The following is a 26,457-nucleotide window of genomic DNA, read 5'->3' as shown; positions in this document are numbered from 1 at the left end:
TTAGTACTGTTAATGAACGCTTACCATTCATTAATTTTATTGGCATCTAATTTTAAAAATATAAATAAAAGTACGGTAAAGGCTATTAAACTAGACCCACCATAAGAAAAGAATGGCAAAGGTACGCCAATTGTTGGAAAAAGTCCAATTAACATAGATAAGTTAAATGCAAAGTGAATAAATAAAAAGCAAATAACACAATATCCATAAACTCGATTGAATCTCTTTTTTTGATTTTCTGCCAGGTATATCAATCGGAAAAACAGGCATAGAAATAGGATTATCACTAAGCTTGAGCCCATAAAGCCCCATTCTTCTCCAACGGTAGTGAAGATATAATCAGTATGTTGTTCCGGCACGAAGCCGCCCTTTGTTTGGGTTCCTTGTAAAAAACCGGTTCCGCTCCACCCTCCCGAGCCAATAGCAATCTTAGATTGATTTAAATTGTAACCTTCTGCTTGTAGATTTACGTCCTCGCCAATTAATACATTTATACGATCCTTTTGATGGGGCTCTAGCATATTATCATACACATAATCCACCGAGAGTACAAATATGGACATTAGGGCTGTTAAAGCGATATAAATAAAAGGGTTTCTTTGAATTGTTTTATTCAAATAAAAGTGAAGACCTGTGATAAGTGCAATAAGTCCAATAATAAGTATGGGTTTTACCACCAAAGCACTGATAAAAAGTAAAATGGTTATAAAACCAGTCCATAAATACCAGCTTGGTAGTCCTTCTCGGTAAAGCACAAATATTAAAGAAACAAATAACATGGCGCTACCTGTATCGTGTTTTAAAATTAATATAGTAGGTATACCAATGATAGTTAATGCGGTTATTTGTTCTTTAATAGAAACTAAACGATCTTGATTATCCGATAGGTATTTAGCTAAAAGTAGAGCTGTGGTGGTTTTTACAAATTCTGAAGGTTGTATCCCAAAGCCTCCAATACTATACCAGTTAGTTTGCCCTTTAACACTCTTTCCAAAAACAAAAAGCCCTAGAATGGATAAAAGCCCTATGATATAGAATATTAAGGCGTATTTTTCGTAGAATTTGGCATCAATAGAAAGCGTTAGTATAATAACCGGAATGGTAATTAAGATAAACATAAGTTGTCTACCATAGATTTGATTTAAATCAAATATGGAAGTGGTTTCCGCTGGCAGTGAAGCCGAGTAAATATTAACCCAACCTGCCAGAACTAATAAAAAATATAGTAATACAGATATCCAATCTATATTTCGGTGTACACTTACGCTTCTCATTTTTTTAGCTTATTGTTTTCAGCGTTTTTATATAGTTGTAAAACTTTATCATACTCATGCTCAAGACTACCTTCAATCATTTTCTTTTCAAGATCCTTACGTACAACCTGTTTTAATAGATATTTTTGAAGCATTAATGAGTTTATCGGACCAGCCCATCGAGATCCCCAGTACCCGTTTTCAATAAAGACAGCTACAACTATTTGTGGGTCTTCAACCGGCGCAAATGCCACAAAAACCGAATGGTCTGTTAATTGATATCGTTTGCCATCGATTCTTGTAAAATTTTCAACAGTTCCTGTTTTACCTGCAATTTCTAAACCTTCTACCGCCACACTTCGTCCTGTTCCCAGGTGAAAAACATCATTCATTCCTTTGATAACTGCATCGAAATGTTTGGAATCAATTGTGGTTTGGTGTTTTGTGGTGTATTTGGAGTCAATAGGCAGGTGCTCAATACTTTTTATAATATGAGGAGTGTAATAATAGCCTTTGTTTGCAACAGCGGCAAAAGTATTTGCTAGTTGCATAGGGGTCATAATAATTTCACCCTGCCCAATTGCATTGGAAATGGTGGTTGTACTTCTCCACCCACCATTGGGATACCATCTATTGTAATAGTCAGAATCGGGTATATGTCCTTTTCTACCTTCGGGTAAGTCGTAACCTAGAAATTGTCCTAATCCAAAACTAGCTAAGTGATTATGCCAATTATCTATTCCTTCTTTTGGAGTTTTGTATTTTTCTACTATTTTTTTATACGTTTGTGCAAAATAGGTATTGCAGCTCTTGGCTGTGGCCTGAAAAAGATTCCATGTACCATGATCATGGCAACCCATCCAAGCACCTTTACCATAAAAAAAGCCACCATTACATGGAAATGAGGTATTAGGAGTGATTACTCCTTCTTGTAAACCAATTAAAGCTGTTAAAATTTTAAATGGTGAACCTGGGGAATACTCTCCGGATAAAACTCTATTATACAAAGGTTTGGCAAGCGAATCGTTGTATAATTTCGTGTAGTTTTTTGACCTCTCTCTACCTACAAGTAAACCAGGATCGTAACTAGGGGCATTTACAAGGGCTAGAATTTCGCCAGTTTTTGGTTCAATTGCAACAATTCCCCCGCGTTTGTTTTGCATTAGTAGCTCCCCGTAAGCTTGTAACTCACTATCGATTGTCAGGGTTATATCTTCTCCTTTTTTGGCCAAAGTATCGTAGATTCCATCTTTAAAAGAACCTATTTCTCTGTTGAACCGATCACGTTGAATGTACTTAACTCCTTTTTCGCCTCGCAGGATTTTTTCATATTCTTGCTCTATGCCTTGAATTCCAATTAAATCTCCGGGTTTGTAGTAAGGATTATTTTTAATATTGTAATCCGTTACCTGGCGGATATAACCAAATATATTTGCTCCCGAGGATACTTGGTAGTCTCTTAGCGAGCGTTTTTGAATATAAAATCCTTTAAAATGTCTTATTTTTTCTTGGAAAGCAGCATATTCGCTTTTGCTTAATTGCGGCAAAAAAATAGAAGGCAGCCTTGGACTATATCTTCGGGCTTTTTCTAATTTTGTTTTAAACTCATCCATAGGTACATCAAGTAACTGGCATAAAGCTAGAGTATCAATACCCACAACCTCTCTTGGTATGACCATTATATCATAAGAGGGTTGGTTGGCAATTAAGAGTTTTCCATTGCGATCAAATACGTATCCTCGCTCTGGGTATTCATATACAATTTTTAAAGCATTATTTTCAGATTTTTTTATATACGTATCATCAACTGTTTGTAAATAAAACAATCTAGCTAAAATAGTAAGACTTACCAGGGCAATAACAATAGGTAGAAGTAACTTTCTCATTTTCTACTAGGTTTGATTAAAAACAAAATTAATATACTAGTAAGTAGCGTTGCTATGGCTGTTAAGCAAATTCGTAGAGCTAGTTCTAATAAAAAATCAAAGCGTAGTAATTCGAGTGTGAAAAGTACCACATGGTGTACAAGTATACAAATGGCAATATAACCAAAGACCTCAAGTGATTTTAATAAATCGGATGTTACTTTTCTAAAGATATTTAGGTTGTGATATTCATAAGAGATTCCAAAAGAAAATTTTAAAATAGAAGGTCTACAAAAAGCTAAAATTAAACATGAAGCCGCGTGTATACCTCCTGAATTTTCAAACATATCAATGGAAAGTCCTAGTAGAAAGCTCGAAATATAGAAAAGGGCCTTATTACCAGTAACTGGATATAAAATAATAAACAGTATGTAGGGGTAAGGATTAATGAAACTAAAAAGGTCGATATTATTGAAAACTAATACTTGTGCAAGAACAAGACCAATAAATCGTATAATATTTGATAAAGCGATACTATTCATTTTTTGTACTTTGTTCTAAGTCTAGAATTTCTTCTAAATCGTTATTTCTTAAAATATAAACATAACCTAAATTGGTCATATCATTAAATAGCCTTACGGAAATAGTGAAATAATTTGAGTTTTCATTTGTATATGCCTTTTCAATAACTCCAATTGGAATATTTTCTGGGAAGATAGAAGACCTACCTCCGGTTACAATGGTATCTCCTTTGTATATTTCAGCTAAACGAGGTATGTCTGTAAGGCTTACATAACCGGTACTTTTTCCATCCCACTCTAGAGTTCCAAAATGGTTAGAACCCTTGATTTGGGCGTTAATTTGTGATTTAACGTTTAATATACTTTGTACAGTAGAGTAATTGTTTGATGATTTTTGAACAATACCAACCACACCTTTACTGTTTATAACGCCAAGATCTTTGGTGATTTGTTGTTTTCTACCACCTTTTATAGTGAGGTAGTTTTCTTTAGTGTTAAAAGAGTTTCGAATCACTTTTGCCACTATGATTGAAAAATTTTCTAATTCCGCTGGTCTATGTGTTAGCATTTGTATGGAATCCTGGGTGCTTAAAGAGTTGTAAACAATTGCTTTAAGCTGTGCGTTTTCAGCTACCAATGCGTCGTTTTCCGACTTTAAATGTACATATTCTTTTAGATTATTTACATTTTCATAGACATAACCTGTCACATCGTTTGCTGAACTAACAAACGAACTCTTGTGAAATGCATGAGTTCGTATTATTAGTGCAAGCGATATGAATAAAAGCAGCAAAAACAGTAACTTGGTACTGTTTTTTATAAAAAAGTTAATTATTTGCTGCATAGGTTTTTATTTACTTGATCAACACACTTTTGTATTTCTCAATATTTTTAATTGCTAGTCCTGTTCCTCGTACTACTGCTCGAAGAGGATCTTCTGCAATATAAACAGGCAAATCTGTTTTTTGTGAAATTCTTTTATCTAAGCCTCTTAACTGAGATCCACCACCTGCTAGATAAATACCAGTATTGTAAATATCGGCAGCTAATTCTGGTGGAGTTTGAGATAAGGTTTCCATTACAGCGTCTTCAACACGTTGGATAGATTTATCCAAAGCTTTTGCAATTTCACGATACGAAACGGTAACTTGTTTTGGTTTTCCTGTTAATAAATCTCTACCTTGAACAAGCATATCATCTGGTGGAGTTTCTAAATCCTCGGTTGCGGCTCCAATTTGTATTTTAATTTTCTCGGCTGTGCTTTCTCCAACAAATAAGTTGTGTTGGGTACGCATGTAATAAATAATGTCATTTGTAAAGACATCTCCAGCAATTTTCACTGATTTATCGCAAACAATACCCCCAAGAGCTATAACAGCGATCTCCGTGGTTCCACCTCCGATATCTACAATCATGTTACCTTTTGGTTGCATAATGTCAACCCCAATACCAATTGCGGCACTCATTGGTTCATGTATTAAATAAACCTCTTTACCATTTACTCGTTCACAAGATTCTTTTACCGCACGCATTTCTACTTCTGTAATCCCAGATGGGATACATACTACCATACGAAGAGCAGGGGTAAACATTTTTTTTCTCAAAGAAGGTATGCTTTTGATAAAAAGGCTTATCATTTTTTCAGAAGCGTCAAAATCAGCTATAACTCCGTCTTTTAATGGGCGTATCGTTTTGATATTACCGTGAGTTTTTCCCTGCATTAAGCTCGCTTCTTTACCTACAGCAATAATTTTTCCTGTTGTTCTATCACGAGCAACAATAGAAGGGTTGTCTACAACAACTTTTCCGTCGTGAATGATTAAAGTATTGGCCGTTCCTAGGTCAATCGCGATATCCTCAGTCATAAAATCAAAAAATCCCATACAATTAAAAAGGCTTTTAGAGTTAATATTTTTTACTACGCAAAAGTAATAAATTAATGTTTAAAATGGCGTGTTCCTGTAAAGACCATTGCCATATTATTTTGGTCACAATAATCAATGCTTAATTCATCTTTGATAGACCCTCCTGGTTGAATTACAGAAGTTATCCCCGCATTATGTGCAATTTCTACACAGTCTGGGAAAGGGAAAAAAGCATCACTTGCCATTACTGCCCCATTTAAATCAAAGTCAAAACTAACTGCTTTTTCAATTGCTTGTCGAAGCGCATCCACACGAGATGTTTGTCCAGTTCCAGAGGCACAAAGTTGTGCGTCTTTTACCAATACAATGGTATTGGACTTTGTGTGTTTACAAATTTTTGAAGCAAAAATTAAATCTTCAATTTCTTTTTGACTTGCAGCTTGTTTAGTTACTTGCTTTAAGTGTTGTTTACTATCTGTGATGTTGTCCTTATCTTGAACTAAGATACCGTTTAAACAGGTACGAACTTGTTTTTTAGGTAGTTCAATGTTATTTAGGACTAAGATTATTCTATTTTTCTTTTCTTTTAAAATCTCGATGGCTTTTTGATCATAGCTTGGTGCAATAACAACTTCGCAAAAAAGTTGATTGATTTCCACAGCCGTTTGCTCATCTATATTAGCATTGGCAATTAAAACACCACCAAAGGCAGAGGTAGGGTCACCCGCTAAAGCGTCTAAATAGGCTTGTTTGATTGTGTCTCTTTGTGCAACTCCACATGCATTGTTATGCTTTAAGATTGCAAAGGTTGGTTTGTCATTGGCAAACTCACTCATTAGGTTAACAGCAGCGTCAACATCTAAAAGATTGTTGTAAGATAATTCTTTTCCATTTAACTTTTGGAATAAAGAATCAAAATCTCCATAAAATTCTCCTTTTTGATGTGGGTTTTCTCCATATCGTAAAGAAGTTCCGTTATCTATACTGATTTTTAAGGTATTAGATTGGTCTTGGTTAAAGTAATTAAAAATCGCCGAATCATAATGAGACGAAGTATGAAAGGCTTTAGTTGCTAAATAACGTCTTTGTTCAAGTGTTGTAGCTCCATTGTTTTGTTGAATCATTTCCAAGAATACTTGGTATTGGTCAACCGATGCCACAATGTTGGTATCGCTAAAGTTCTTAGCAGCTGCTCTAATTAATGAAATCCCACCAATATCTATTTTTTCAATGATATCTTCTTGGCTAGCACCTTGTGCTACTGTTTTTTCAAAAGGGTAAAGATCAACAATTACTAAATCAATTTGAGGGATGTCAAATTCTTGCATTTGTTGCACATCTGAGGCATTATCTTGACGATTAAGAATCCCTCCAAATATTTTTGGATGAAGAGTTTTAACACGGCCTCCTAAAATAGATGGGTAAGATGTTACATCTTCTACTGCAATAACATCAATACCTAAGTTTTTGATGAAAGTCTCTGTACCACCTGTTGAATATATGGTTACATTGTGCTTATGTAATTCTCTAACAATTGGTTCTAGTCCATTTTTATCAAAAACGGATATTAACGCAGATTTAATTTTTTTTGTTGTGTTCATGTTGTGTTTTGAATTAGCGTACAAAATTAAGTATTGTTAGTGTAATTATAAAGTTTATAATAGAAGTTTTATCTTTATTTATCAATAATGTTTTGTAACTTTTTAAAAAGTCTGGCGTCTTATAAGTATCACTTGACCATTTTTAAACTCAGTTGGCTATGTTTCTATATTTTCGGTTACTCTCAAGTAGCTTTTATTTTGCTATTAATGCTCTTCGTACCAATAAATTACGTACTGTTTTATCGCTTTTAGGGGTAACAGTTGGAATTTTTTCAATCATAGCTGTATTAGCAGCAGTGGACTCCTTGGAGAAGAACATTAAAAAGGAGTTAAACAATTTTGATGCCAATATGATTTATTTATTCAATGGATCTTTTGGGCCTACGGATGTTCCACGTTGGAAAAGAGAACAATTTCCACAGGTAAACTTTGAGGAATATGAGTATTTAAAAAAGCATGTTCAAGGAGTGGAGTATATTAGTTATGATTTATTTACTAAAAGGGAGAACATCATGTATAATGGATTTTATGCAAATGATGTTAGTATATCAGCCGGCGGGGTGGATATGCAGTATTTAGATAACTTACGTATTGCTGATGGCCGATTTTTTAATGAAACCGAATCCAATAGTGGTGGTTTTGTTGTGGTTTTAGGTCATGAGGTTGCTAATACCTTATTTAACTTTAGTGACCCTATAGGTAAACGGGTTCGTTTGTATGGAAAGAATTTTACTGTGGTGGGCGTATTAGAAAAGCAAGGTGATTCCAGTATTAATATAGGTGGTAAAAATGACGAAAAGGCTATTGTACCTTCCAATACGCTGCGTGTGTTATATGGAGATAACAGCAATATGATAACTCCGGTAATAGTTATAAAGCCTTATAATAGTTATAATATAGATAATTTTCAAGAAGAGCTTAGAGTTAAGCTTCGTGCATTTCGCGGATTAAAGGTAGGTGATGATGACAACTTTTTTATTAATCAATTTGGAGGATTAATGGATTTTATAGACTCGATTATTTCTCAAATGAATACAGTGGGATGGATCGTAAGTGGATTTTCTTTACTTGTTGGAGGTTTTGGTATTGCAAATATTATGTTTGTGTCGGTAAAGGAAAGAACTCATTTAATTGGGGTTCAAAAAGCTATTGGAGCCAAGAATCACTTTATTTTAGTACAATTCTTATTTGAGGCAATTATATTGGCTTTAATAGGAGGGGGGATAGGTGTTATTTTAGTTTGGATTATAGCAGCTGTTGTAAGTGGCTTAACTTCTTTTATTTATGTTCTAAGCCTAACCAATGTATTTATCGGATTAATTATCTCTGGGGTAATAGGAATCTTATCGGGGTATTTACCAGCTAAGAGTGCGGCAAAATTAGATCCTGTTGAAGCTATTCGTTCAGGAATGTAAAACAAGAGATTGACTCTAAAGATAGGTCGTATAATATAAAAACCTTATTAGTGTTAATAGTTTATATAAAAAAAGCACCCTTTAGGGTGCTTTTTTAAAATTATCTTATTGGTCTGTTAAGAACTAAATCGATGTACTGATTTACTTGATTTTTTAAATTTTTTCGATGAACGATAAAATCTAGGAATCCGTGTTCTAATAAGAACTCTGAAGTTTGAAATCCTTCAGGTAAATCTTTTCCAGTTGTATCTTTTACAATTCTGGGACCTGCAAAACCAATTAATGCGCCTGGTTCAGCAATATTAATATCACCTAACATTGCGAAAGAGGCAGAAATACCACCTGTTGTAGGGTCCGTACATAATGAAATGTATGGGATTTTCGCATCACTTAATAATGCTAATTTTGCAGATGTCTTAGCCATTTGCATTAATGAAAATCCTGCTTCCATCATACGTGCACCTCCAGATTTGGAAATCATTAAAAATGGAATATTGTGTTTCAATGAGTAGTCTATACCTCTGGCAATTTTCTCTCCCACTACTGATCCCATAGAACCTCCAATGAAAGCGAAATCCATCGCTGCAACTACTAACTTTTCTCCTTTTGATTCTCCCACAGCAACTCTAACAGCATCTTTCAATTGTGTTTTAGTTGTTGCTTCTTTCAAACGATCTACGTATTTTTTGGTATCTTCAAATTTTAAAATATCTTTTGAAGAAAGGTTTTTGGCTATTTCCCTGTAGTCGTTATTGTCAAAAAGAATTTCGAAATATTCTGCACTACCAATACGAACATGGTATCCATCTTCTGGTGAAACCCATAAGTTGTCTGCTAGTTCATCAGAATCAATAATTTTTCCTGTTGGAGATTTATACCAAAGTCCTTTTGGAACATCTTTTTTGTTTTCTGTTGGTGTTTGAATTCCCTTTTCTTTCCTTTTAAACCAAGCCATAAAATGATTGTTTTGTTTATATTAAGTTCGAAAGCAAGGAGGCTTTATAATGTGTTAACATTATTTAAATCTTCAAAAGCTTTTTCTAAACGAGCTATTAAAGTAAGTTCTCCTTGTCTAACCCAGGTTCTAGGATCATAATATTTCTTATTTGGAATATCTGCTCCTTCTGGATTACCTATTTGAGTTTTTAAATAGTCTATTTTTTGTGTCATGTAATCTCTTACACCTTCTGTGTAGGCAAACTGGGTATCTGTATCGATATTCATTTTGATTACACCATATTCGATGGATTCTTGAATTTCAGCTTTGGACGATCCTGATCCTCCGTGAAATACAAAATCTATCGGGTTGTGGCCTAAGTTAAATTTTTCTGATACGTAATCTTGTGAATTTCGTAATATAATAGGTGTTAATTTAACATTGCCAGGTTTGTATACACCATGAACGTTACCAAATGCAGCTGCAATTGTAAATCTAGAACTAACTTGAGATAGTTGTTCATAGGCATATGCAACCTCTTCAGGTTGTGTATATAATCGAGAGCTATCTACGTTTGTATTATCTACTCCGTCTTCTTCCCCTCCTGTAATTCCTAATTCAATTTCCAAGGTCATCCCTAATTTATCCATTCTTTCTAAATAAGATTTAGAGATGGCAATGTTTTGTTCGATTGGTTCCTCGGAAAGATCAATCATATGTGAACTAAACAAAGGTTTACCATACACTCTCATATGCTCTTCTCCGGCTTGTAGAAGACCGTCAATCCAAGGTAATAGTTTCTTTGCACAGTGATCGGTATGTAAAATAACAGGAACACCATAACTTTCAGCTAAGGCATGAACATGTTTTGCACCAGCGATTGCTCCTGCAATCGCAGCTTTTTGATTTTCATTAGAAAGACCTTTACCTGCCATAAATGCAGCACCTCCATTGGAGAACTGTATAAAAACCGGAGCATTCATTTTAGCTGCAGTTTCTAAAACAGCATTGATCGTGCTAGAACTTGTTACGTTTACCGCTGGTAAAGCAAAGCCTTTTTGTTTTGCATATCTAAAAATTTCTTGCACTTGATCTCCAAATGCAACTCCTGGTTTAATATTATGTGCCATGTGTTGTGTGTTAAAAATTTTGGACAAAAATACTAATTATTATTGATTAAAACGGATAATTAATCCCAACATTTATTACCGACTCTTTAAAGTTAAATTCCTTTAACCACTCACTACGTGTTTCCAACGATGGATTATAGGTCTTGAATCCCATGTCTAATCTAAATACAAAGAAACTAAAATCATAGCGAATTCCAAAGCCAGTTGCCACTGCTATATCTTTTAAAGAAGATACTCCGTTAAAGGTATAGTTTTTATCTTTAATATCGTCAAAGACGTTCCAAATGTTCGAAGCATCTACAAATAAGGCCCCATACCAACTACCTGTAATATTAAAACGATATTCACCTGAGAAAAGAAGTTTCATGTTGGCTTCATTAAAATCATTGACTCCTCCACTTCTTCCAGGGCCTAGTCGATAGGATTGCCAACCTCTATTGTCATTGGAACCCCCTCCAAAATAACTTCGCGAAAAAGGTATTGAATTTGAGTTACCATACGGGACTGCTAGTCCAGCAAAAGCGCGGATGGCAAAAACTTGTCTTCGACCTAAATCCCAATATTTAACAAAGTCTATTTCTGATTTTAAGTATTGGGAGAATTCTACGTCAAAAATAGTTTTATGACCAGTAGGACCTGTTTTGTCACTGGCTTTAGTTAGTAGGTTTAGTATCCCACCGGCTGATTCTATTTTCGCCCTAAGGGTATAGAAATTATTATCGTTAATACTTGTTTTTGTTGTTCGGGTAAATAAAATATTGGAAGCTACAATTAGGTTATTCTCCGATAACCTGACTTTTCTCTCATTGATACTAGAGACCTCGCGAAGATCTTCTTGACTTAAGGAAAGTGGGTTGTTACTAGCCAGGGCTTGATCTATAAATTCACTAGTGGTTTGATTGTTTTGCCATAAGTCACCAGCGGGATCAAAGTAATTAGGAGGTAATTCCGATTTATAGTTTTGCGCTATTTCATTTAACCTACGATAGGATGATTTGTATACATTAAAGTAATTCCCTGGATTTGTATTTCTTACATATTGCGCATTAACTAAATCAAAGCTAAACGCATTATTTCGAGATGGCATCCATCTGTAATTAATAATTCCTGTAAAATTATCCTTGTCTAAACCAATATTTCTTTGTTTGGATATTCCAAAACTCATGGTTGTACTAGGTAGCATGGATTTAGGAATTATTCTTTCTGTTGCGATTGGAAAAAACACCCTTGGAAAGCTTAATTTGACATCTGCTCCATATTCCGTAACATTAAAAAAGACATTGTTCGGATTGTTCATTTGTCTAGATGAGCCAATACTACCTTTAACGGCAAACTCGAGGATTTCCGCTCCTTTAAATACATTTCGGAATAACAAACCTACACTCCCTGCTAATCCAAAATCTTGAATATTGGAGTGGGTTATATCCAAAGAAGGACTAAAGGTTTTTCTTTTTCGTGAGGTAAGATAGATATTTGTTATAAGGGATTGTCCGGTGGAATCTGCCTTGTCTTCGATATACTCAATTACAGGATAATTAAATACCCTTAAATTACTAATAGCTCTACTGGTTAAAATACGTCTTTGATCACTAAAAACACTTCCTTTAGTTATAAATATGGCATCGGTAATAGCTTTAGGTTTATATTGTAATTTTGTTGAACTGTAAATATTGTAATTCTTGTGTTGGATGCTATCAAGAAAATAGGCGCGATCTTTACTACTGTGATCCGTATAGATATTTACATCACTAATTTTATAAATTTTAAATGGTTCTTGGGTAAGTTCATCTCCAAGTTTCACAGTTCTTGGTTCAATAATTAATTTTACGTTCGCTTTTTGTTTGGCATTTAAAACCGTATCCACTTCATAGCGAATATTTAATTCTTGAAAGTAATAAGCTCCATTGTTTCTAAAATCCGTAGTTATTCTTGCCCTTTCACTATCAAAGTTAGCCACATTAAATACCGTATTTGTTTTAATATAGCTTTTATCTTTGTTTTTATTGAAAATTTCTTCTAAAGCCGGGGTAGCTATCTCATGTGTAAGGCTATCTATATAATAGGGCTCGCCTGTGGTTATTTGGTAGATAGCTTTTACTTTTTTATCGTTTAATGTATCTACATGGCTTTGTACTTTGGTGTCAAAGAAGCCTTTGTTAAAGTAGTGATTTTTCAAACGCGTTACCGATTTAGCACTGCGTAGTGAATCATATAAAACAGGAGGTTCTCCTGTTGTGATTAAAAAGTTGTTAATTCCTGATATCACAAATGACTCTCCAAGGCGATTGACTTGTTTTTCTGATAGTAGCCAAGTTAGATTGCGATGTGCTTTGGGGTTTTGATCAAGCCAAAGATGGTATAAAGAGTCTGGGTTTTGTTTGGCTAGATTATAAAGTTGCAAGCGAAGTCGAACCCCTAATAAAGGGATTGAACTATTTGGGTGTTGATAAAGAAGTTCATTGATTTCTTCTTTATTATTCTTTTTATTATTTTCAATAATAGTGTTTTCCATTAATAGCATCTGACCCTCTGGAACTCTTTTAGTTAGAGAGCAGGAAAAAAAACTTATGCTGGTTAATAGAATTAATACTACTTTTGTTAGAAATTTACTCAAGGCAATTAGGTGTCTATAATAGTTCAAAAATACATTTTTTATGGTTACAAAGAACCAAATCAAGCTAATTAAAAGTTTACATCAAAAAAAATACCGAAAAGAGCACGGTTTGTTCATTGCCGAAGGTATTAAAGTTATTCAGGAACTTTTAAAGGCGGATTTTACTTTAGAAAATTTGTATATGACCCAAGATTTGGACTTAAAGGCTCCTGATCATAAAAAGGTTTTAATTAAAAAGGCTGAAATGGAAAAAATATCAGCCTTAACTAGTGCTAGTGATGTGTTAGCAGTTTTTCATTGTCCAAAACCTCAAGCTGTTGATTACAAAGATTTGGTTGTGGCCTTAGATGACGTACGTGATCCTGGAAACTTAGGAACTATAATTCGTCTTTGTGATTGGTTTGGAATAAAACATATTATATGCTCAGCACAAAGTGTTGATGCATTTAATCCAAAGGTTATTCAAGCTACAATGGGTTCAATTGCTCGGGTTAATTTGGTATATGGAGATTTGCAACAGATGATTTTAGACAATGGTGAAAATAAGAGTGTTTATGGTACTTTTATGGACGCAAAAAATATTTACAAATCGGATTTGGCCATAGATGGTATTGTTGTTTTTGGAAATGAAGCCAATGGAATTTCTAAGCAAATTGAGCAATTAGTGACAAATAAAATAAGTATTCCTCGTTTTGGGGATTTACAGCAAACAGAAAGTTTAAATGTAGCCATGGCAACCTCTATTGTACTTAGTGAGTTTCGCCGTAATAATAGTTAAAATCTGAGAGAGATATAAGATTAAGGGTTTAATAAAAAAGGCGCAAAAATAGATTGCGCCTTTTTCTATGGTAATTAATGAAAAGTAAAGTTAATAAAAACACCTCTACTTTTCATAGACGTTATTGCTCCAGTCCACGGACTATTAGGATCTTGGTCTACAATTAGTTCATTATCTAAGCCAAAAACGCCTCGAATAGAAGGGGAGAACTTAAAATACTGAAAGTAAATATCTATTCCGGCTCCTATTTCATAATTATAGGTCCATTTTTTCATTCTCCAGACTCCCTCCGAGTTATCTACATCGGAGCTGCTATTACTACTTAGGTTAAGGTCTGCTGAAAAACCACCTACTAAATAAGGACGTATATTTCCGGTTCTTTTCGAGGAGAACTTTAACAATAAAGGCAAATGGATGTAGGTGCTACTTATTTCCTTAATGGATGCCATGTCTAATTCTCTTTGGCTAGGATTTGGATTACCGTATTTATTATCAAAATAGTTATAAAAAATAGCCTTAGGGTAACTCAGTGTTCTTTTAGTATAATTTAGACCAGGTTCAAATCGAAGATCAAGATATTCCATTAAACGAAGATTACCTATTAAACCGATATTAAAACCAGTTGTTGAACTTACTTGAATTTCTGAGTAATCTCTAGGAAGTTGATCTTTATAAGTATCTTGATATTGTTTTAATTGTTTGTAATAATCAGCGTTATAATCAATTTTGTAGTTGTATGAGTTAAAGCCTAAGTAATAACCCCAATGTACTCTTTGTTTATCCCAATCCTGTTTATTTAAAATAGGATTACGGCCAAAGACCCATTGTCCAAAACTAGGAGCGGTACAAAACAGAACCAATATAATACAAAAAATTTTTTTCATTTTACTTTGATGAACGGTAAATAGTTGCAATTCCCATTGTTTGAGGGAAGTGTTGTACATCTTTAAACCCAACTTTGGTCAAAATATTGTTGAGTTCGACGCCAAAAGGGAAATTTTTTGCCGAATCCGAAAGGTATTGGTATGCTTTTTTATCCTTTGAGAATAGTTTACCCATTAAAGGTAAAACGTTTTGAGTATAAAAAAAGTACCCTTGTTTGAAGGGGAATTTTGTAGGTACGGAAGTCTCTAAAATAACAAATACTCCACCTGGCTTTAAGACGCGAAGAATTTCCGAGAGTCCTTTTTCTAAATTTTCAAAGTTTCGGATTCCAAAACCCACTGTGATGGCCTCGAAACTATTGTCTTGAAAAGGCAAGTTTTCCGAATCCCCTTGTACCATTTTAATTTTTTTGTCCAGCTTTAAAGCTTTTACTTTTTGCTTACCTACCTCTAGCATTCCTGCCGATAGGTCTAATCCTGTAATGCTTAATGCATCGGATTGAGATAGTAAAATGGCAAGGTCACCAGTTCCTGTGGCAATGTCAAGAATGTTAATAGGGTTAGTTTGGCTAACCATATTTAGTACTTTTTTTCTCCAGCCTTGATCTGTTCCTAGGGAAATCATGCGATTTAAATTATCGTAATTCCCCGATATATTGTCGAACATTTGTTCTACTTGTTTTTTCTTACCTAATTCAGATTCTTTATATGGAGTAATATTCTTTGACATTGTAAAATAATTTAAAGGCAAATATAATTATTAAAAGCTAATTTTTCAGAAACCTGTGGGATATAATTGTATGACGGGTAGGGATTTTTGTGATAAAAAAAGTCCTAGAGATTATTTGCTCTAGGACGTTTTGAATTTTTAGATATACATATTGTAGTATTGTGCTCCAGCAAAATCTATTATATCTGCTTGTTTAAAGCCTAATCTACTATAGAGTTTCATTGCATCGGGATTTTCAAGATCAACAATTAATCCTACTTTACCATGCCCATTGCTTTTTGCATAGTCTATCATGTGTTTTAAAAGCCTTGTGCCAACTCCTTTTCCTTGCGCTAATACAGACACAGCTACTGTGTCTAGATAAAATTGGTCATCGCTAGTCTCCGGTTCAGGTTGATAGTCATTTTGATATTTATCTGACATATATTGTAAAACAGGTTGTCTTAAAGTAAAGAAATCTGCACCATCATAACCCGTAATACAGCCCATAATCTCACCGTCTTTATCTACTGCAACAAATGTGTTTTGATAACTGTATAAATTATCAGGTTGTTGAAATAAGGTGCTTAAAAAATGAATAGCTTCTTCAATATCTTGGCTTTGTATAAAAGTAAAGACAATATCTTGCATTGCTTGAAGCATTAATTCAGGGACTACATCCACGTCATTTGGCGTGGCTTTTCTAATGGTATACTCCATATGGCTTTAATTAAATTATATTACAAAGGTACAAAGGATTTATTTATCTTGATTCTGCATATTTTTTTTTAAGGCTTGTTGTTGTTTATTTTGTTTTGCTATTCGTGTCCAAATAGGGCTGACATTTTTAATATCCACTGTCTGTGGGTCAAAAATAGGGTCTAGTCCGGCTTTGTATTGTTTTATATAATCATCTAAGGCTCGCATGGCTGGTTTGTATAAAAGTAAAATAGCAATAATATTTAGCCATGCCATTGCTCCCACACCTATATCTCCAATGGCCCATGCTGTACTTGGTTCATTTATAGCAGCAAAATATACGTTGATTAATATAACACTACGCATAATCCAGCGTAGTACCATGTTTTTTTTCTTACTTAAGTAATCAAAATTCGATTCAGCTATAAACAAATAACTCATTGTTGTTGTAATGGCAAAGAATGTTAGTGCAATGGCAATAAATTCAGCTGCTATGGTTGGGAACTGCGTTGCTATTGCCTTTACCGTATAACTCGCACCGGCTTCTATATCGGGAAGATTATGAACAATGTAATTTCCTGTAGAATCAAGTACATTATATTGATTTGTAAATAAAATCATAAAGGCTGTAGCTGAACATACAAACAATGTATCGATATATACCGAGAAGGCTTGAACTAAGCCTTGTTTTACCGGGTGTGATGTTTCCGAGGCAGCAGCAGCGTGTGGACCTGTACCTTGACCAGCTTCATTGGAGTATATTCCTCTTTTAACACCCCAGGCAATTGCGGCTCCGAATATTCCACTAAATGCCGCCTCTTGGTTAAAGGCCGCTTTTATAATCAACATAAACACATCAGGAACTCCTTTATAATTAATTCCAATAATAATTAAGGCCATGATAATATATGCCGTTGCCATAATAGGGACTACTATTTGTGCAATTCTACCAACACTTTTAGCACCTCCGAAAACGGAAATAGCTAAAAACAGACATATAAAAATCCCTGAAATATACGGTGAAACATGAAATGCCTCTTGTATGGAAATAGAAATGCTATTTGCTTGGATACTAGGTAAAAATAACGAGCAAGAAATTAGGGTGATAATTGAAAAGGCTAAGGCAAAATACTTGTTGTTTAAACCTTGTTGAATATAAAAAGCGGGTCCTCCACAATATTGCCCATTTTTCTCTGTTTTGTAAATCTGAGCTAAAGTAGATTCGATAAACGCCGAGGCACTTCCTAAAAATGCGATAACCCACATCCAAAAGATTGCCCCTGGTCCTCCTGCGGCTATTGCGGTTGCTACCCCAACAATATTTCCCACACCTACACGACCTGCAATTGCGATAGAAAATGCCTGGAAAGGACTTACGCCATTCTCCGAGGAGCCTTCTGTGAAAAGTAGTTTTACCATGGATCGGAAGAAACGTACTTGTATGAATTTAGTTTTGATTGAAAAAAATAAACCCGCACATAAACATAGGGCGATAAAGACATCTGACCAAATTAAATCATTGGCTATTTTAATTGCATTTTCCATAAATATTGTTTAATCAAGGTAAAAAAGTAAGGATAATCTTGATATCTACAAATTTTATTTTTGATACTATTAAAACACAGTGTGTTTTTTAGATAATAAGCAGTGTGAGGTCAGTGAGAAAATATACCTTAAGGTACTTGTAAGTATTGGTTTTTTAGGGGTTTTAGCCAGTACTTAATAAAAAGTATGTAAAGTGTATAAGACATTTGTCTTGATTTGATATTTATAGTTAGACTTAATAAGAATAATGGATTTTGTATCTATTAAGTAAAAAAATCAACAAGGAATCGCAGTAGGTAAATAGGGAAGATTAGGAGAGGGAAGTGGGTAAAAAAGTTGTTTTTTTCTTTATCCTGAGTTTATTTGTAAAAGGGTTTAATAATTTTTTTTGTACCCATGGGTACAAAAAAAGCCAATCTTTTAAAGATTGGCTTTTATAGTTTTTTAGAAGCGGATGCTAAACAAACCTTCTTCTTTGTTTTCTAGATTTTCAAAACGCTCTGTACACTCTTGAATCATTTTTAAAGCAGCTGCTTTATCTCCGAATCCATTTGTAGTTACTTGTTTTTTCTCTAAATCTTTATATACTTTAAAGAAATGTTCGATTTCTAACTTTAAGTGTTCGTTTACTTGATCTATATCATTTATTTTATTCATGATAGGGTCTGATACAGGAACACAAAGAATTTTTTCATCTTGTCCTTTATCATCTGACATGTAGAAAATACCAACTGGCTTAACCTCTACTACCAATCCTGGAACTGAAGGCTCTGAGAATAGAACAAGAACATCTAAAGGGTCACCATCTAAAGCTAATGTTTCTGGAATAAAACCATAATCAGCTGGGTATCTCATATTAGAATATAACATTCTATCGAATCTTAGTCTTTTTAAATCAAAGTCGTATTCGTATTTGTTTCTGCTTCCTGCTGGGATTTCAACAAAAGCATCAAAAGTTTCAAATTTACTCATATCTTTTAATATTTATTCTCTTTTTTAAATAGGTTGCAAAAATACTCTAAATAGTGATTTAGAACAAGTTTTAGCAACTATTTTAAAAATAAAGTGCAAATGAGGCTTTAACTGCAAAATTTCTAGATGCTGGTACGTGTCTATAATTTCCTTTCCAAGACAGGTCTATTCGGATTATTTTAAAAATATTACCTACAGCAACATAGTATTCATAATACGTGTGGGTTGGAGCTTTGTATACTAAATTGGATGCATTTAAATCGATGTTTGCCTGTGAAATAGTACCGTGTATACCTCGAATCCCGATAATTTCTCGCATATTTAAATCGCGAAGAAAAGGAACGCGAGAAAATAATCTACCTCCAAAATTGTGTTCTAAGTGTAGGGAAGTATATTGATCAGTTACAAAATCGTAGTAATCTAGGTTTGCAAAGGTGTTTTCGATATGAAACCATGATTGGTTACCAGGTACTACATTAAGTAATCCAAGGGGAACCTCACCGAAGGTTTTACCAGCCTCAAATGTAGTTGTTAAGGTTCCAAATCCACCTAGTAAAATTGGTTTTCTGGCATAGAATTGTAATTTTTCGTAGGTAAAATCACTATCAAATACCCCTTTAAAGCCTTGACTGTATTTTAAATATAAACGCAAGTACTTTTGATCAACCTCTGTTCTATCTACTCCAAAACCGATTGTTTTTTTGCCTGGAGTATAATCTATTTCAAAAGCTACCTCACTTTGCTTGGTTTCATTAGAGATAATGTGATTAGCCTTGTCTTTATAATAATCTAAATTAAAGTCATGCCCGGCTGGCTTTAATGTTCGATAGGTAAATAATGTTTGAAATTTTAAGTTTTTCCAAGGTTCAATCTCCAGGCCTAAGGTGGTTAGGTTAATAGAGGTTAATTTGGTATTGTCACCACTTGAGAATAGGGAACTCGAAGCAAAACTTCTACCAAGGATATCGGAGGTCTCTGTTAGACTTACACCAATTTGCTCAATATCTCTTCTATTACCTCCATGAAGTATTAGACGATTATTTTTATTTAATAGCACCCTGGCGTTAAGCCCGTATTTAAACTGGCCATCTTTAAAGCCATAGGCTGTATATCCTTCTAATCGCCATGGGTCATTTTGACCAAAATAAGTTCTAGCCCCTAAGCGCAAACGCAAGCCTTCAATATCATTGTATCCAATGGTGGAGAAAATTGGTCCAAAGTCAATTTTACCTCTATTGTAATAATTACCTAATATAGTCTCGGTAAGATTAAATAACATTTTAAATTTCGGGGTGTTTTTCAAAGTATCCAACATTTGGTAAACGCCAAGTTCGTCTTTGCTAAGAGGTTCAAAGCGGTAAGTATCCCAAAACTCGTTATCCCTTTGATATACACTAGGGTCGTAGTGATTGACTTTTTCGGTATAGAATTCGTTAGGATGTTTTATATCAAATCGGTGATTTTTATAAATCGAAGTTCTTTTTCCATAAACTCCCTTAGAGGTTTCTTTTTTGGAGATTGCAAAATCACTCATAAAATGATCCCTAGTAAGAAGAAATACAGAGTCATTAACTACATCAAATTCTTGTTCAATATAAATATCTTTAACCCAGTTGATATTGGCATCTTTACTGGCTTCCATGGCTATTTTCTTTATGGCAAAAGTGGTGTCATTCACCCAGAAGTCTCCTTTGAAGGTTAGCTCTCCTTTTCTTCTAGGGTAGTAGATGATATTATAGCACCATTTATTATCAATAAAGGTACTATCGGCCAAGACATAGTTATAAACATTTATCCCAGTTCTTGATAAAGGACTAACAAAATCTTTATCAAAAATCTTAATGTAATTATCGTAAATATTATATTGAGCGTATAGATCTTTTACAAAGGCAATAATGGTTTGGTTACTTTCAAAGCCAGAGTTTTTATTACCTAAGGATTTCTGTGTTTTTTTATTCGAATTATTATCTCCATATACCAAGGAAATGTTCTCGTTGATAAATATGGGAAGGTATGTTTTTCCTGTTACCTTGGAGGTGTCTACTTGGTCAAAAATAAACTCCATTCCTCTGAAAATCTTTTTGGATTGGTATGCGCTATCTATGGAGTTAAGATCAAATTCAATTTTTTCATATTGATCATATTCATATTGATCAAACATGTAAATACCGTTTTTACGTTTTCGCTCCCATATTTTACGAAGAATATCCAAGGCCGGATTATTTTTCTTTGAAGTTTTCCCAGCGAAAATCTGAACTTCATCAAGTAGGTTGTCCGTTTCCAGAACAATGTTTAAATTTAAATTGACTTTATTCTCAAGTTCAATTTCAAGGGTTTTATAGCCAATAAAAGCGATAACTAAAGTAGTATGTTTTTGGTCAGACTCTAGATAGAATTTACCATTTTCATCAGCAATAACGCCTTTGGTTGAATTTTTAAAGTAAACGGAAGCGTAAGAAACTTCGTAGTTTTGGTCGTCTATAATTTTCCCACTGACTTTGGTTTGTGAAAAAAGCAATAAAGGACAAAGTAATAAGAATATTACAAACGGTATTTGATTTCTCATAATATGATGTAACGCATAAAAAAGCTCCATCTTAAAATTGCATTAAGATGGAGCTATCAAATATACTTTATTTTTATTTATATAAGGACTTTATTTTTATTTATAAAGAACTTTTTTTACCGCTTTAATTACATCTTGCGAATTAGGTAACCACTCTTGAAGTAATAGTGGAGAGTAAGGCGCAGGCGTGTCTGCTGTTGTAAGTCTTTGAATCGGAGCGTCTAAATGATCGAAAGCTCTTTCTTGTACTTGGTAAGAAATTTCAGATGAAATACTTGCAAAAGGCCATGCTTCTTCTAAGATAACTAAGCGATTTGTTTTCTTAACCGATTTTAGTACAGTGTCCATATCAAGTGGTCTTATAGTACGTAAATCGATAATTTCACAAGAAATACCTTCTTTAGCTAATTCATCAGCTGCTTTATAAGCTTCTTTGATAATTTTACCAAAAGAAACAATTGTTACATCTGTTCCTTCTCTTTTGATATCTGCAACTCCAATAGGTAGTACGTAATCTCCTTCAGGAACCTCACCTTTATCTCCATACATTTGTTCAGACTCCATGAAAATCACAGGGTCATTATCACGAATAGCGGCTTTTAATAAACCTTTAGCGTCATAAACATTTGATGGTACAATTACTTTTAATCCTGGTACGTTTGCATACCAATTCTCAAAGGCTTGAGAGTGGGTAGCACCTAATTGTCCAGCAGAAGCAGTAGGTCCACGGAAAACGATAGGAATATTGAACTGTCCACCTGACATTTGACGCATCTTAGCGGCATTATTGATAATTTGGTCGATTCCCACTAAAGAGAAGTTAAAGGTCATAAACTCTACAATAGGACGGTTACCATTCATAGCAGAGCCTACTCCAATCCCTGCAAATCCAAGTTCTGCAATAGGAGCATCGATTACTCGTTTAGGTCCGAATTCATCTAACATACCTTTAGATGCTTTATAAGCACCATTGTATTCTGCTACTTCTTCACCTATTAAATATATAGATTCGTCGCGACGCATTTCTTCGCTCATGGCTTCACATATGGCCTCTCTAAATTGAATCGTTCTCATAATGATATGTATTAGTCTCAATTAATATATTACGAGCAAAAGTATAAAAAAATATTAAACTTCAAGATGCTTGTTTTTTGTTTTATGCTTTTCGAATCATTACGTGAAATAAAACAAGCATTTATGCGTGTTAATTGAAAAAAATATAACTTTTACTAGGTTATTAGTGTGTATTTGATAAGATTAATTTTGTTGGACAAACAATATTTTTGTTTATTTATTAGTCAATTTAGTTTTAAGGGCTAATTAGGATGCTGTTTTTTGACAAATCAACATTATATATGATTATTTAAATCTAGCTGATTTTGATTTTTTTACTTGGTTTGAAAACATCTTGTTTACAGGGAAGGTTTAACTATTAGGAGATTTTTTTTAAAGTTAATTTTTATTTTTTTTTACTTGTTATGATTTGTATTTCGTCTTTTATAGTAGGAAGTTTTTTATTTGTTTTTTTTTGGATAATTCAAACGGTAAAGCCTTGTAAACTAACAAAGAGTTAGCTCATAGGCATATTGGATTATTTAAAACAATAGAACAAAACCGGTTTTATACCTATTAATGTAAGTGGTGTTTTTTGATTGTTCCATATTATTTTGTATGCTTGCATAGTAAAATATCGGAAAATATTCTTATTTTCGTCAGTAAGAGAAATAGAAAAAATCAAAAAAACTATAAACAATGAAGATATTAGTTTGCATCAGCCATGTGCCTGATACTACGTCAAAAATTAATTTCATAAACTCAGATACACAGTTAGATACAACAGGTGTACAGTTTGTGATTAATCCAAATGATGAATACGCTTTAACAAAAGCTATTAAATTAAAAGAGAAAACAGGGGCTACAGTAACTGTAGTAAACGTTGGTGGAGCTACTAGTGAGCCAACCATTCGAAAAGCACTTGCCATAGGAGCAGATGATGCTATTCGTGTTAATGCGGAACCTTTAGATGGTTTTACTGTGGCTAAACATTTAGCTGAGGTTGTAAAATCAGGAGGATATGAATTAGTTATTTGTGGGAAAGAGTCTTTAGATTATAATGGAGGAATGGTACCGGGTATGTTAGCTGGTATTTTAGATTACAACTTTATCAATTCATGTGAGGGGTTAGATATTGATGCAGACAAGATAACTGCGGTTCGTCAAATTGATGGAGGAACAGAGACAATCTCTGGAAAATTACCACTAGTAGTTGGTGGACAAAAAGGTTTAGTGGAGGAAAAAGATTTAATTATCCCGAACATGCGTGGAATTATGACAGCTCGTTCAAAAGCATTAAATGTTGTTGAGCCTGAGGTATTAGATCTAACTACAGAAAGTGTAAAATTTGAAAAACCTGCCGCTAAAGGAGCCTGTAAGATGATTTCGGCCGATAATATCGACGAATTGATCAATTTACTTCACAATGAAGCTAAAGTAATCTAATTCTAATTTTAATTAAAAAACAAGAGTATGTCAATCTTAATATATGCTGAGTCAGCAGAAGGAAAATTTAAAAAAGTTGCATTAGAACTAGCTTCTTATGCTAAAAAACTTGCAGAGTCATTATCAACAACTGTTACAGCGGTAACTGTTAATTGTAACGATACTTCGGAGTTGGGTAAATATGGTGTAGATAAAGTTTTAAGTGTAAGTAACGATAAACTTAATAGTTTTAATGCAAAAGCGTATAGCGATTTAATTGTTCAAGCAGCTAATCAGGAGCAGTCTAAGATAGTTTTATTGTCTTCCTCTACCGATAGTTTATATGCAGCTCCTTTAGTGGCTGTTAAATTAAAAGCAGGGTTAGCAACTAATGTTGTGGCCTTACCACAGAGTACTTCTCCTTTTGTTGTAAAGCGTAATGCTTTTTCAAATAAAGCTTTTAATTTAACTCAGTTAAATACCGATGTAAAAGTGTTGTGTATTGCTAAGAATTCTTTTGGTTTAGTTGAATCGCAAGGATCTGCAACAAAGCAAGACTTCGCACCGAATTTAAATGACTCTGACTTTGACTTAAAAGTTGAGAAAACCGAGAAAATTTCTGGTAAGGTAACAATTGCTGATGCAGATATAGTTGTATCAGGTGGTAGAGGTTTAAAAGGACCTGAGAATTGGAAAATGTTAGAGGATTTAGCTGATGTACTTGGTGCAGCTTTAGCTTGTTCTAAGCCAGTATCCGATTTAGGATGGAGAGACCACGAAGAGCATGTGGGGCAAACTGGAAAACCTGTTTCTTCAAATCTTTATATTGCCGTTGGGATATCTGGGGCTATACAGCACATTGCCGGGGTTAATTCATCTAAGGTAAAGGTGGCTATTAATACAGACCCAGAGGCACCTTTCTTTAAAGTAGCGGATTATGGAATTGTTGGAGATGCATTTCAAGTTGTACCTGAATTGGTAGAGAAATTAAAGAAATTTAAAGCCGACAACCAATAAGTGGTAAAACGTATCGACGTTACTCTTTTGTAATGTTTTTTCCACAATACAATAAATTTAAAAAAGCAAGTAACGAAGTTTTTGTACCTTTGTTTTACTTGCTTTTTTTATATATACATACATTATGAGTTTGATAAAGCTAATGGTTAAGGGAATTTCATATAGTCACACCCAAAATGGAGCTTATGCCCTTATTTTAGATGAAGTAGATGGAGAGCGAAAGCTACCAATTGTTATAGGAGCTTTTGAGGCTCAAAGTATTGCCATTGCAATAGAAGAAGAGATTAAACCACCAAGACCTCTAACCCATGACTTGTTTAAAAACTTCGCAGATCGTTTTGAGATTCGTATTAAACAAGTTATTATTCACAAACTTGTGGACGGCGTGTTTTTCTCTAGTTTGATTTGTGAATCTGAGCAAGTTGGAGAGCAGATAATCGATGCTAGAACCTCCGATGCTATTGCACTTGCTATTAGGTTTTATGCTCCTATATTTACCTATAAAGACATTATGGATAAGGCTGGAATTATCTTACATGGTCAAGATTCAACTCAGGATGATTCTACGCTGGACTCAATCCAAGATGTTGTTTCTCAGGTTGAACAAATATTAGATCAAGAGTCTAGCAAAGAGATTGATTATAGTGGATTTACTTTAGATCAAATAAATGTATTGCTAAATCAAGCAATCCAAGGGGAGGATTATGAGACAGCTGCAAAGCTTAGAGATGAATTAAATAAGAGGAATTAGAAAACTTTTAAAAAATTATAATGAAACAATATAAAGACTTATTACAACAAATTTTGGACCATGGCGTTCAAAAGGGCGACCGTACCGGCACTGGTACAATTAGTATGTTTGGTCATCAAATGCGCTTTGATTTAAGCAAAGGTTTTCCCTTGGTAACCACTAAAAAAGTCCATTTAAAGTCCATTATATATGAATTGTTATGGTTTTTAAAAGGAGATACTAATATAGGATATCTAAAAGAAAATGGGGTTCGCATCTGGGATGAATGGGCAGATCCAAATGGTGATTTGGGTCCAGTATATGGTTTTCAATGGCGAAATTGGGATAATCAAGGTATTGATCAAATAAAGCAAGCTATTGATACTTTAAAAACAAATCCAACTAGTAGAAGGATTATAGTAACAGCTTGGAATCCTAGTGTTTTACCTGATACGACAAAGAGTTTTAGTGAGAATGTTGCACAGGGAAAGGCTGCTTTACCTCCATGTCATTCCTTTTTTCAATTTTATGTTAGTGAAGGAAAGCTCTCGTGTCAGTTATATCAAAGAAGTGCGGATGTGTTTTTAGGGGTGCCTTTTAATATAGCTTCCTATGCTTTGTTTACAATGATGGTAGCTCAAGTATGTGATCTTGAATTGGGAGATTTTATACACACCTTTGGGGATGTACATATTTATAATAATCATTTAGAACAAGTGAAATTGCAATTAGCAAGACCATGTAAAGAATTACCAAAAATGGTTCTAAATAAACAAGTTAAAGATATATTTGATTTTAAATACGAGGATTTTAGTCTAGAAGGATATGATCCTCATCCTGCTATAAAAGCAGTTGTGTCGGTTTAAACTTAATACATA

Annotated in this window: 22 protein-coding genes; 6 read left to right on the top strand and 16 right to left on the bottom strand. The window is 34.0% G+C overall.

Translation table 11 applies throughout. The features are described from left to right. Positions 1 to 20 precede the first annotated feature (20 nt). The 6 genes from rodA to purH are packed head-to-tail and all read right to left on the bottom strand — an operon-like array spanning position 21 to position 7,105. Positions 21 to 1,274, bottom strand: a complete 1,254-nt coding sequence (gene rodA / locus ACYSNV_RS00240) for a rod shape-determining protein RodA (protein WP_461760565.1) — start codon at positions 1,272 to 1,274, stop codon at positions 21 to 23. Then, positions 1,271 to 3,139, bottom strand: a complete 1,869-nt coding sequence (mrdA, locus tag ACYSNV_RS00235) for a penicillin-binding protein 2 (protein WP_461760564.1) — start codon at positions 3,137 to 3,139, stop codon at positions 1,271 to 1,273. Before mrdA ends, rodA begins: the two co-directional genes overlap by 4 nt. After that, positions 3,136 to 3,660, bottom strand: coding sequence for a rod shape-determining protein MreD (locus tag ACYSNV_RS00230; RefSeq protein WP_461760563.1), 525 nt, complete (start codon positions 3,658 to 3,660; stop codon positions 3,136 to 3,138). Before ACYSNV_RS00230 ends, mrdA begins: the two co-directional genes overlap by 4 nt. Further along, positions 3,653 to 4,483: a rod shape-determining protein MreC gene (gene mreC, locus ACYSNV_RS00225; protein ID WP_461760562.1), complete on the bottom strand. Its 831-nt coding sequence runs from the start codon at positions 4,481 to 4,483 to the stop codon at positions 3,653 to 3,655. Before mreC ends, ACYSNV_RS00230 begins: the two co-directional genes overlap by 8 nt. A gap of 10 nt (positions 4,484 to 4,493) precedes the next feature. Continuing rightward, positions 4,494 to 5,522, bottom strand: coding sequence for a rod shape-determining protein (locus tag ACYSNV_RS00220; RefSeq protein WP_461760561.1), 1,029 nt, complete (start codon positions 5,520 to 5,522; stop codon positions 4,494 to 4,496). A gap of 53 nt (positions 5,523 to 5,575) precedes the next feature. Further along, on the bottom strand, positions 5,576 to 7,105 hold the full coding sequence (purH, locus tag ACYSNV_RS00215) for a bifunctional phosphoribosylaminoimidazolecarboxamide formyltransferase/IMP cyclohydrolase (protein WP_461760560.1): 1,530 nt from the start codon (positions 7,103 to 7,105) through the stop codon (positions 5,576 to 5,578). Positions 7,106 to 7,263: 158 nt separating this feature from the next. Between purH and ACYSNV_RS00210 the strand changes: the two genes are divergently transcribed. Beyond that, on the top strand, positions 7,264 to 8,520 hold the full coding sequence (locus tag ACYSNV_RS00210) for an ABC transporter permease (RefSeq protein ID WP_461760559.1): 1,257 nt from the start codon (positions 7,264 to 7,266) through the stop codon (positions 8,518 to 8,520). A gap of 100 nt (positions 8,521 to 8,620) precedes the next feature. Here the strand turns inward: ACYSNV_RS00210 and accD are convergent, their stop codons facing one another. The 3 genes from accD to tamL are packed head-to-tail and all read right to left on the bottom strand — an operon-like array spanning position 8,621 to position 13,228. Beyond that, on the bottom strand, positions 8,621 to 9,475 hold the full coding sequence (gene accD / locus ACYSNV_RS00205) for an acetyl-CoA carboxylase, carboxyltransferase subunit beta (protein WP_461760558.1): 855 nt from the start codon (positions 9,473 to 9,475) through the stop codon (positions 8,621 to 8,623). A 44-nt stretch (positions 9,476 to 9,519) separates the two neighbouring features. Then, a complete protein-coding gene (gene fbaA / locus ACYSNV_RS00200) occupies positions 9,520 to 10,587 on the bottom strand; it encodes a class II fructose-bisphosphate aldolase (protein WP_461760557.1) in 1,068 nt (355 codons plus the stop codon). A 46-nt stretch (positions 10,588 to 10,633) separates the two neighbouring features. Beyond that, the gene (tamL, locus tag ACYSNV_RS00195; RefSeq protein ID WP_461760556.1) at positions 10,634 to 13,228 is read right to left on the bottom strand and encodes a translocation and assembly module lipoprotein TamL; all 2,595 of its coding nucleotides are present in this window, start codon (positions 13,226 to 13,228) and stop codon (positions 10,634 to 10,636) included. Positions 13,229 to 13,241: 13 nt separating this feature from the next. On the opposite strand from tamL, the gene ACYSNV_RS00190 reads away from it, so the two are divergent. Beyond that, entirely contained in the window at positions 13,242 to 13,979 is a 738-nt protein-coding gene (locus ACYSNV_RS00190) for a TrmH family RNA methyltransferase (protein WP_461760555.1), read from the top strand. A 74-nt stretch (positions 13,980 to 14,053) separates the two neighbouring features. On the opposite strand, the gene porT is transcribed toward ACYSNV_RS00190, so the two are convergent. The 7 genes from porT to ACYSNV_RS00155 all read right to left on the bottom strand — a co-directional run bounded on the left by porT (position 14,054) and on the right by ACYSNV_RS00155 (position 22,428). After that, positions 14,054 to 14,863 carry a type IX secretion/gliding motility protein PorT/SprT gene (gene porT / locus ACYSNV_RS00185; RefSeq protein ID WP_461760554.1) on the bottom strand — a complete coding sequence of 270 codons (810 nt, stop codon included), beginning with the start codon at positions 14,861 to 14,863 and terminating at the stop codon, positions 14,054 to 14,056. Position 14,864: 1 nt separating this feature from the next. Beyond that, the gene (gene ubiE / locus ACYSNV_RS00180; protein ID WP_461760553.1) at positions 14,865 to 15,593 is read right to left on the bottom strand and encodes a bifunctional demethylmenaquinone methyltransferase/2-methoxy-6-polyprenyl-1,4-benzoquinol methylase UbiE; all 729 of its coding nucleotides are present in this window, start codon (positions 15,591 to 15,593) and stop codon (positions 14,865 to 14,867) included. A 138-nt stretch (positions 15,594 to 15,731) separates the two neighbouring features. Continuing rightward, entirely contained in the window at positions 15,732 to 16,292 is a 561-nt protein-coding gene (locus ACYSNV_RS00175; protein ID WP_461760552.1) for a GNAT family N-acetyltransferase, read from the bottom strand. Between the two features lie 39 nt (positions 16,293 to 16,331). Further along, positions 16,332 to 17,816: an alanine/glycine:cation symporter family protein gene (locus ACYSNV_RS00170; RefSeq protein WP_461760551.1), complete on the bottom strand. Its 1,485-nt coding sequence runs from the start codon at positions 17,814 to 17,816 to the stop codon at positions 16,332 to 16,334. A gap of 444 nt (positions 17,817 to 18,260) precedes the next feature. After that, a complete protein-coding gene (locus ACYSNV_RS00165) occupies positions 18,261 to 18,788 on the bottom strand; it encodes an inorganic diphosphatase (RefSeq protein WP_461760550.1) in 528 nt (175 codons plus the stop codon). A gap of 82 nt (positions 18,789 to 18,870) precedes the next feature. Continuing rightward, positions 18,871 to 21,354 (bottom strand): DUF5686 and carboxypeptidase-like regulatory domain-containing protein, encoded by a 2,484-nt coding sequence (locus ACYSNV_RS00160; RefSeq protein WP_461761065.1) that lies wholly within the window; start codon positions 21,352 to 21,354, stop codon positions 18,871 to 18,873. 96 nt (positions 21,355 to 21,450) lie between these two features. Next, complete coding sequence (locus ACYSNV_RS00155) at positions 21,451 to 22,428, bottom strand: pyruvate dehydrogenase complex E1 component subunit beta (RefSeq protein WP_461760549.1); 978 nt, start codon at positions 22,426 to 22,428, stop codon at positions 21,451 to 21,453. A gap of 678 nt (positions 22,429 to 23,106) precedes the next feature. On the opposite strand from ACYSNV_RS00155, the gene ACYSNV_RS00150 reads away from it, so the two are divergent. From ACYSNV_RS00150 to ACYSNV_RS00135, 4 genes are all read left to right on the top strand, one after another. Further along, entirely contained in the window at positions 23,107 to 23,853 is a 747-nt protein-coding gene (locus ACYSNV_RS00150; RefSeq protein WP_461760548.1) for an electron transfer flavoprotein subunit beta/FixA family protein, read from the top strand. A 27-nt stretch (positions 23,854 to 23,880) separates the two neighbouring features. Continuing rightward, the gene (locus ACYSNV_RS00145; RefSeq protein ID WP_461760547.1) at positions 23,881 to 24,849 is read left to right on the top strand and encodes an electron transfer flavoprotein subunit alpha/FixB family protein; all 969 of its coding nucleotides are present in this window, start codon (positions 23,881 to 23,883) and stop codon (positions 24,847 to 24,849) included. 124 nt (positions 24,850 to 24,973) lie between these two features. Then, positions 24,974 to 25,600 carry a bifunctional nuclease family protein gene (locus tag ACYSNV_RS00140; RefSeq protein ID WP_461760546.1) on the top strand — a complete coding sequence of 209 codons (627 nt, stop codon included), beginning with the start codon at positions 24,974 to 24,976 and terminating at the stop codon, positions 25,598 to 25,600. Positions 25,601 to 25,620: 20 nt separating this feature from the next. Then, positions 25,621 to 26,445 carry a thymidylate synthase gene (locus ACYSNV_RS00135; protein ID WP_461760545.1) on the top strand — a complete coding sequence of 275 codons (825 nt, stop codon included), beginning with the start codon at positions 25,621 to 25,623 and terminating at the stop codon, positions 26,443 to 26,445. The last annotated feature ends 12 nt before the right edge of the window (positions 26,446 to 26,457 follow it).

This window comes from Myroides sp. LJL119 (assembly GCF_054871605.1).
Note: the sequence above shows the minus strand (reverse complement) of the source record. Positions and strands in the feature narration are given on the sequence as shown.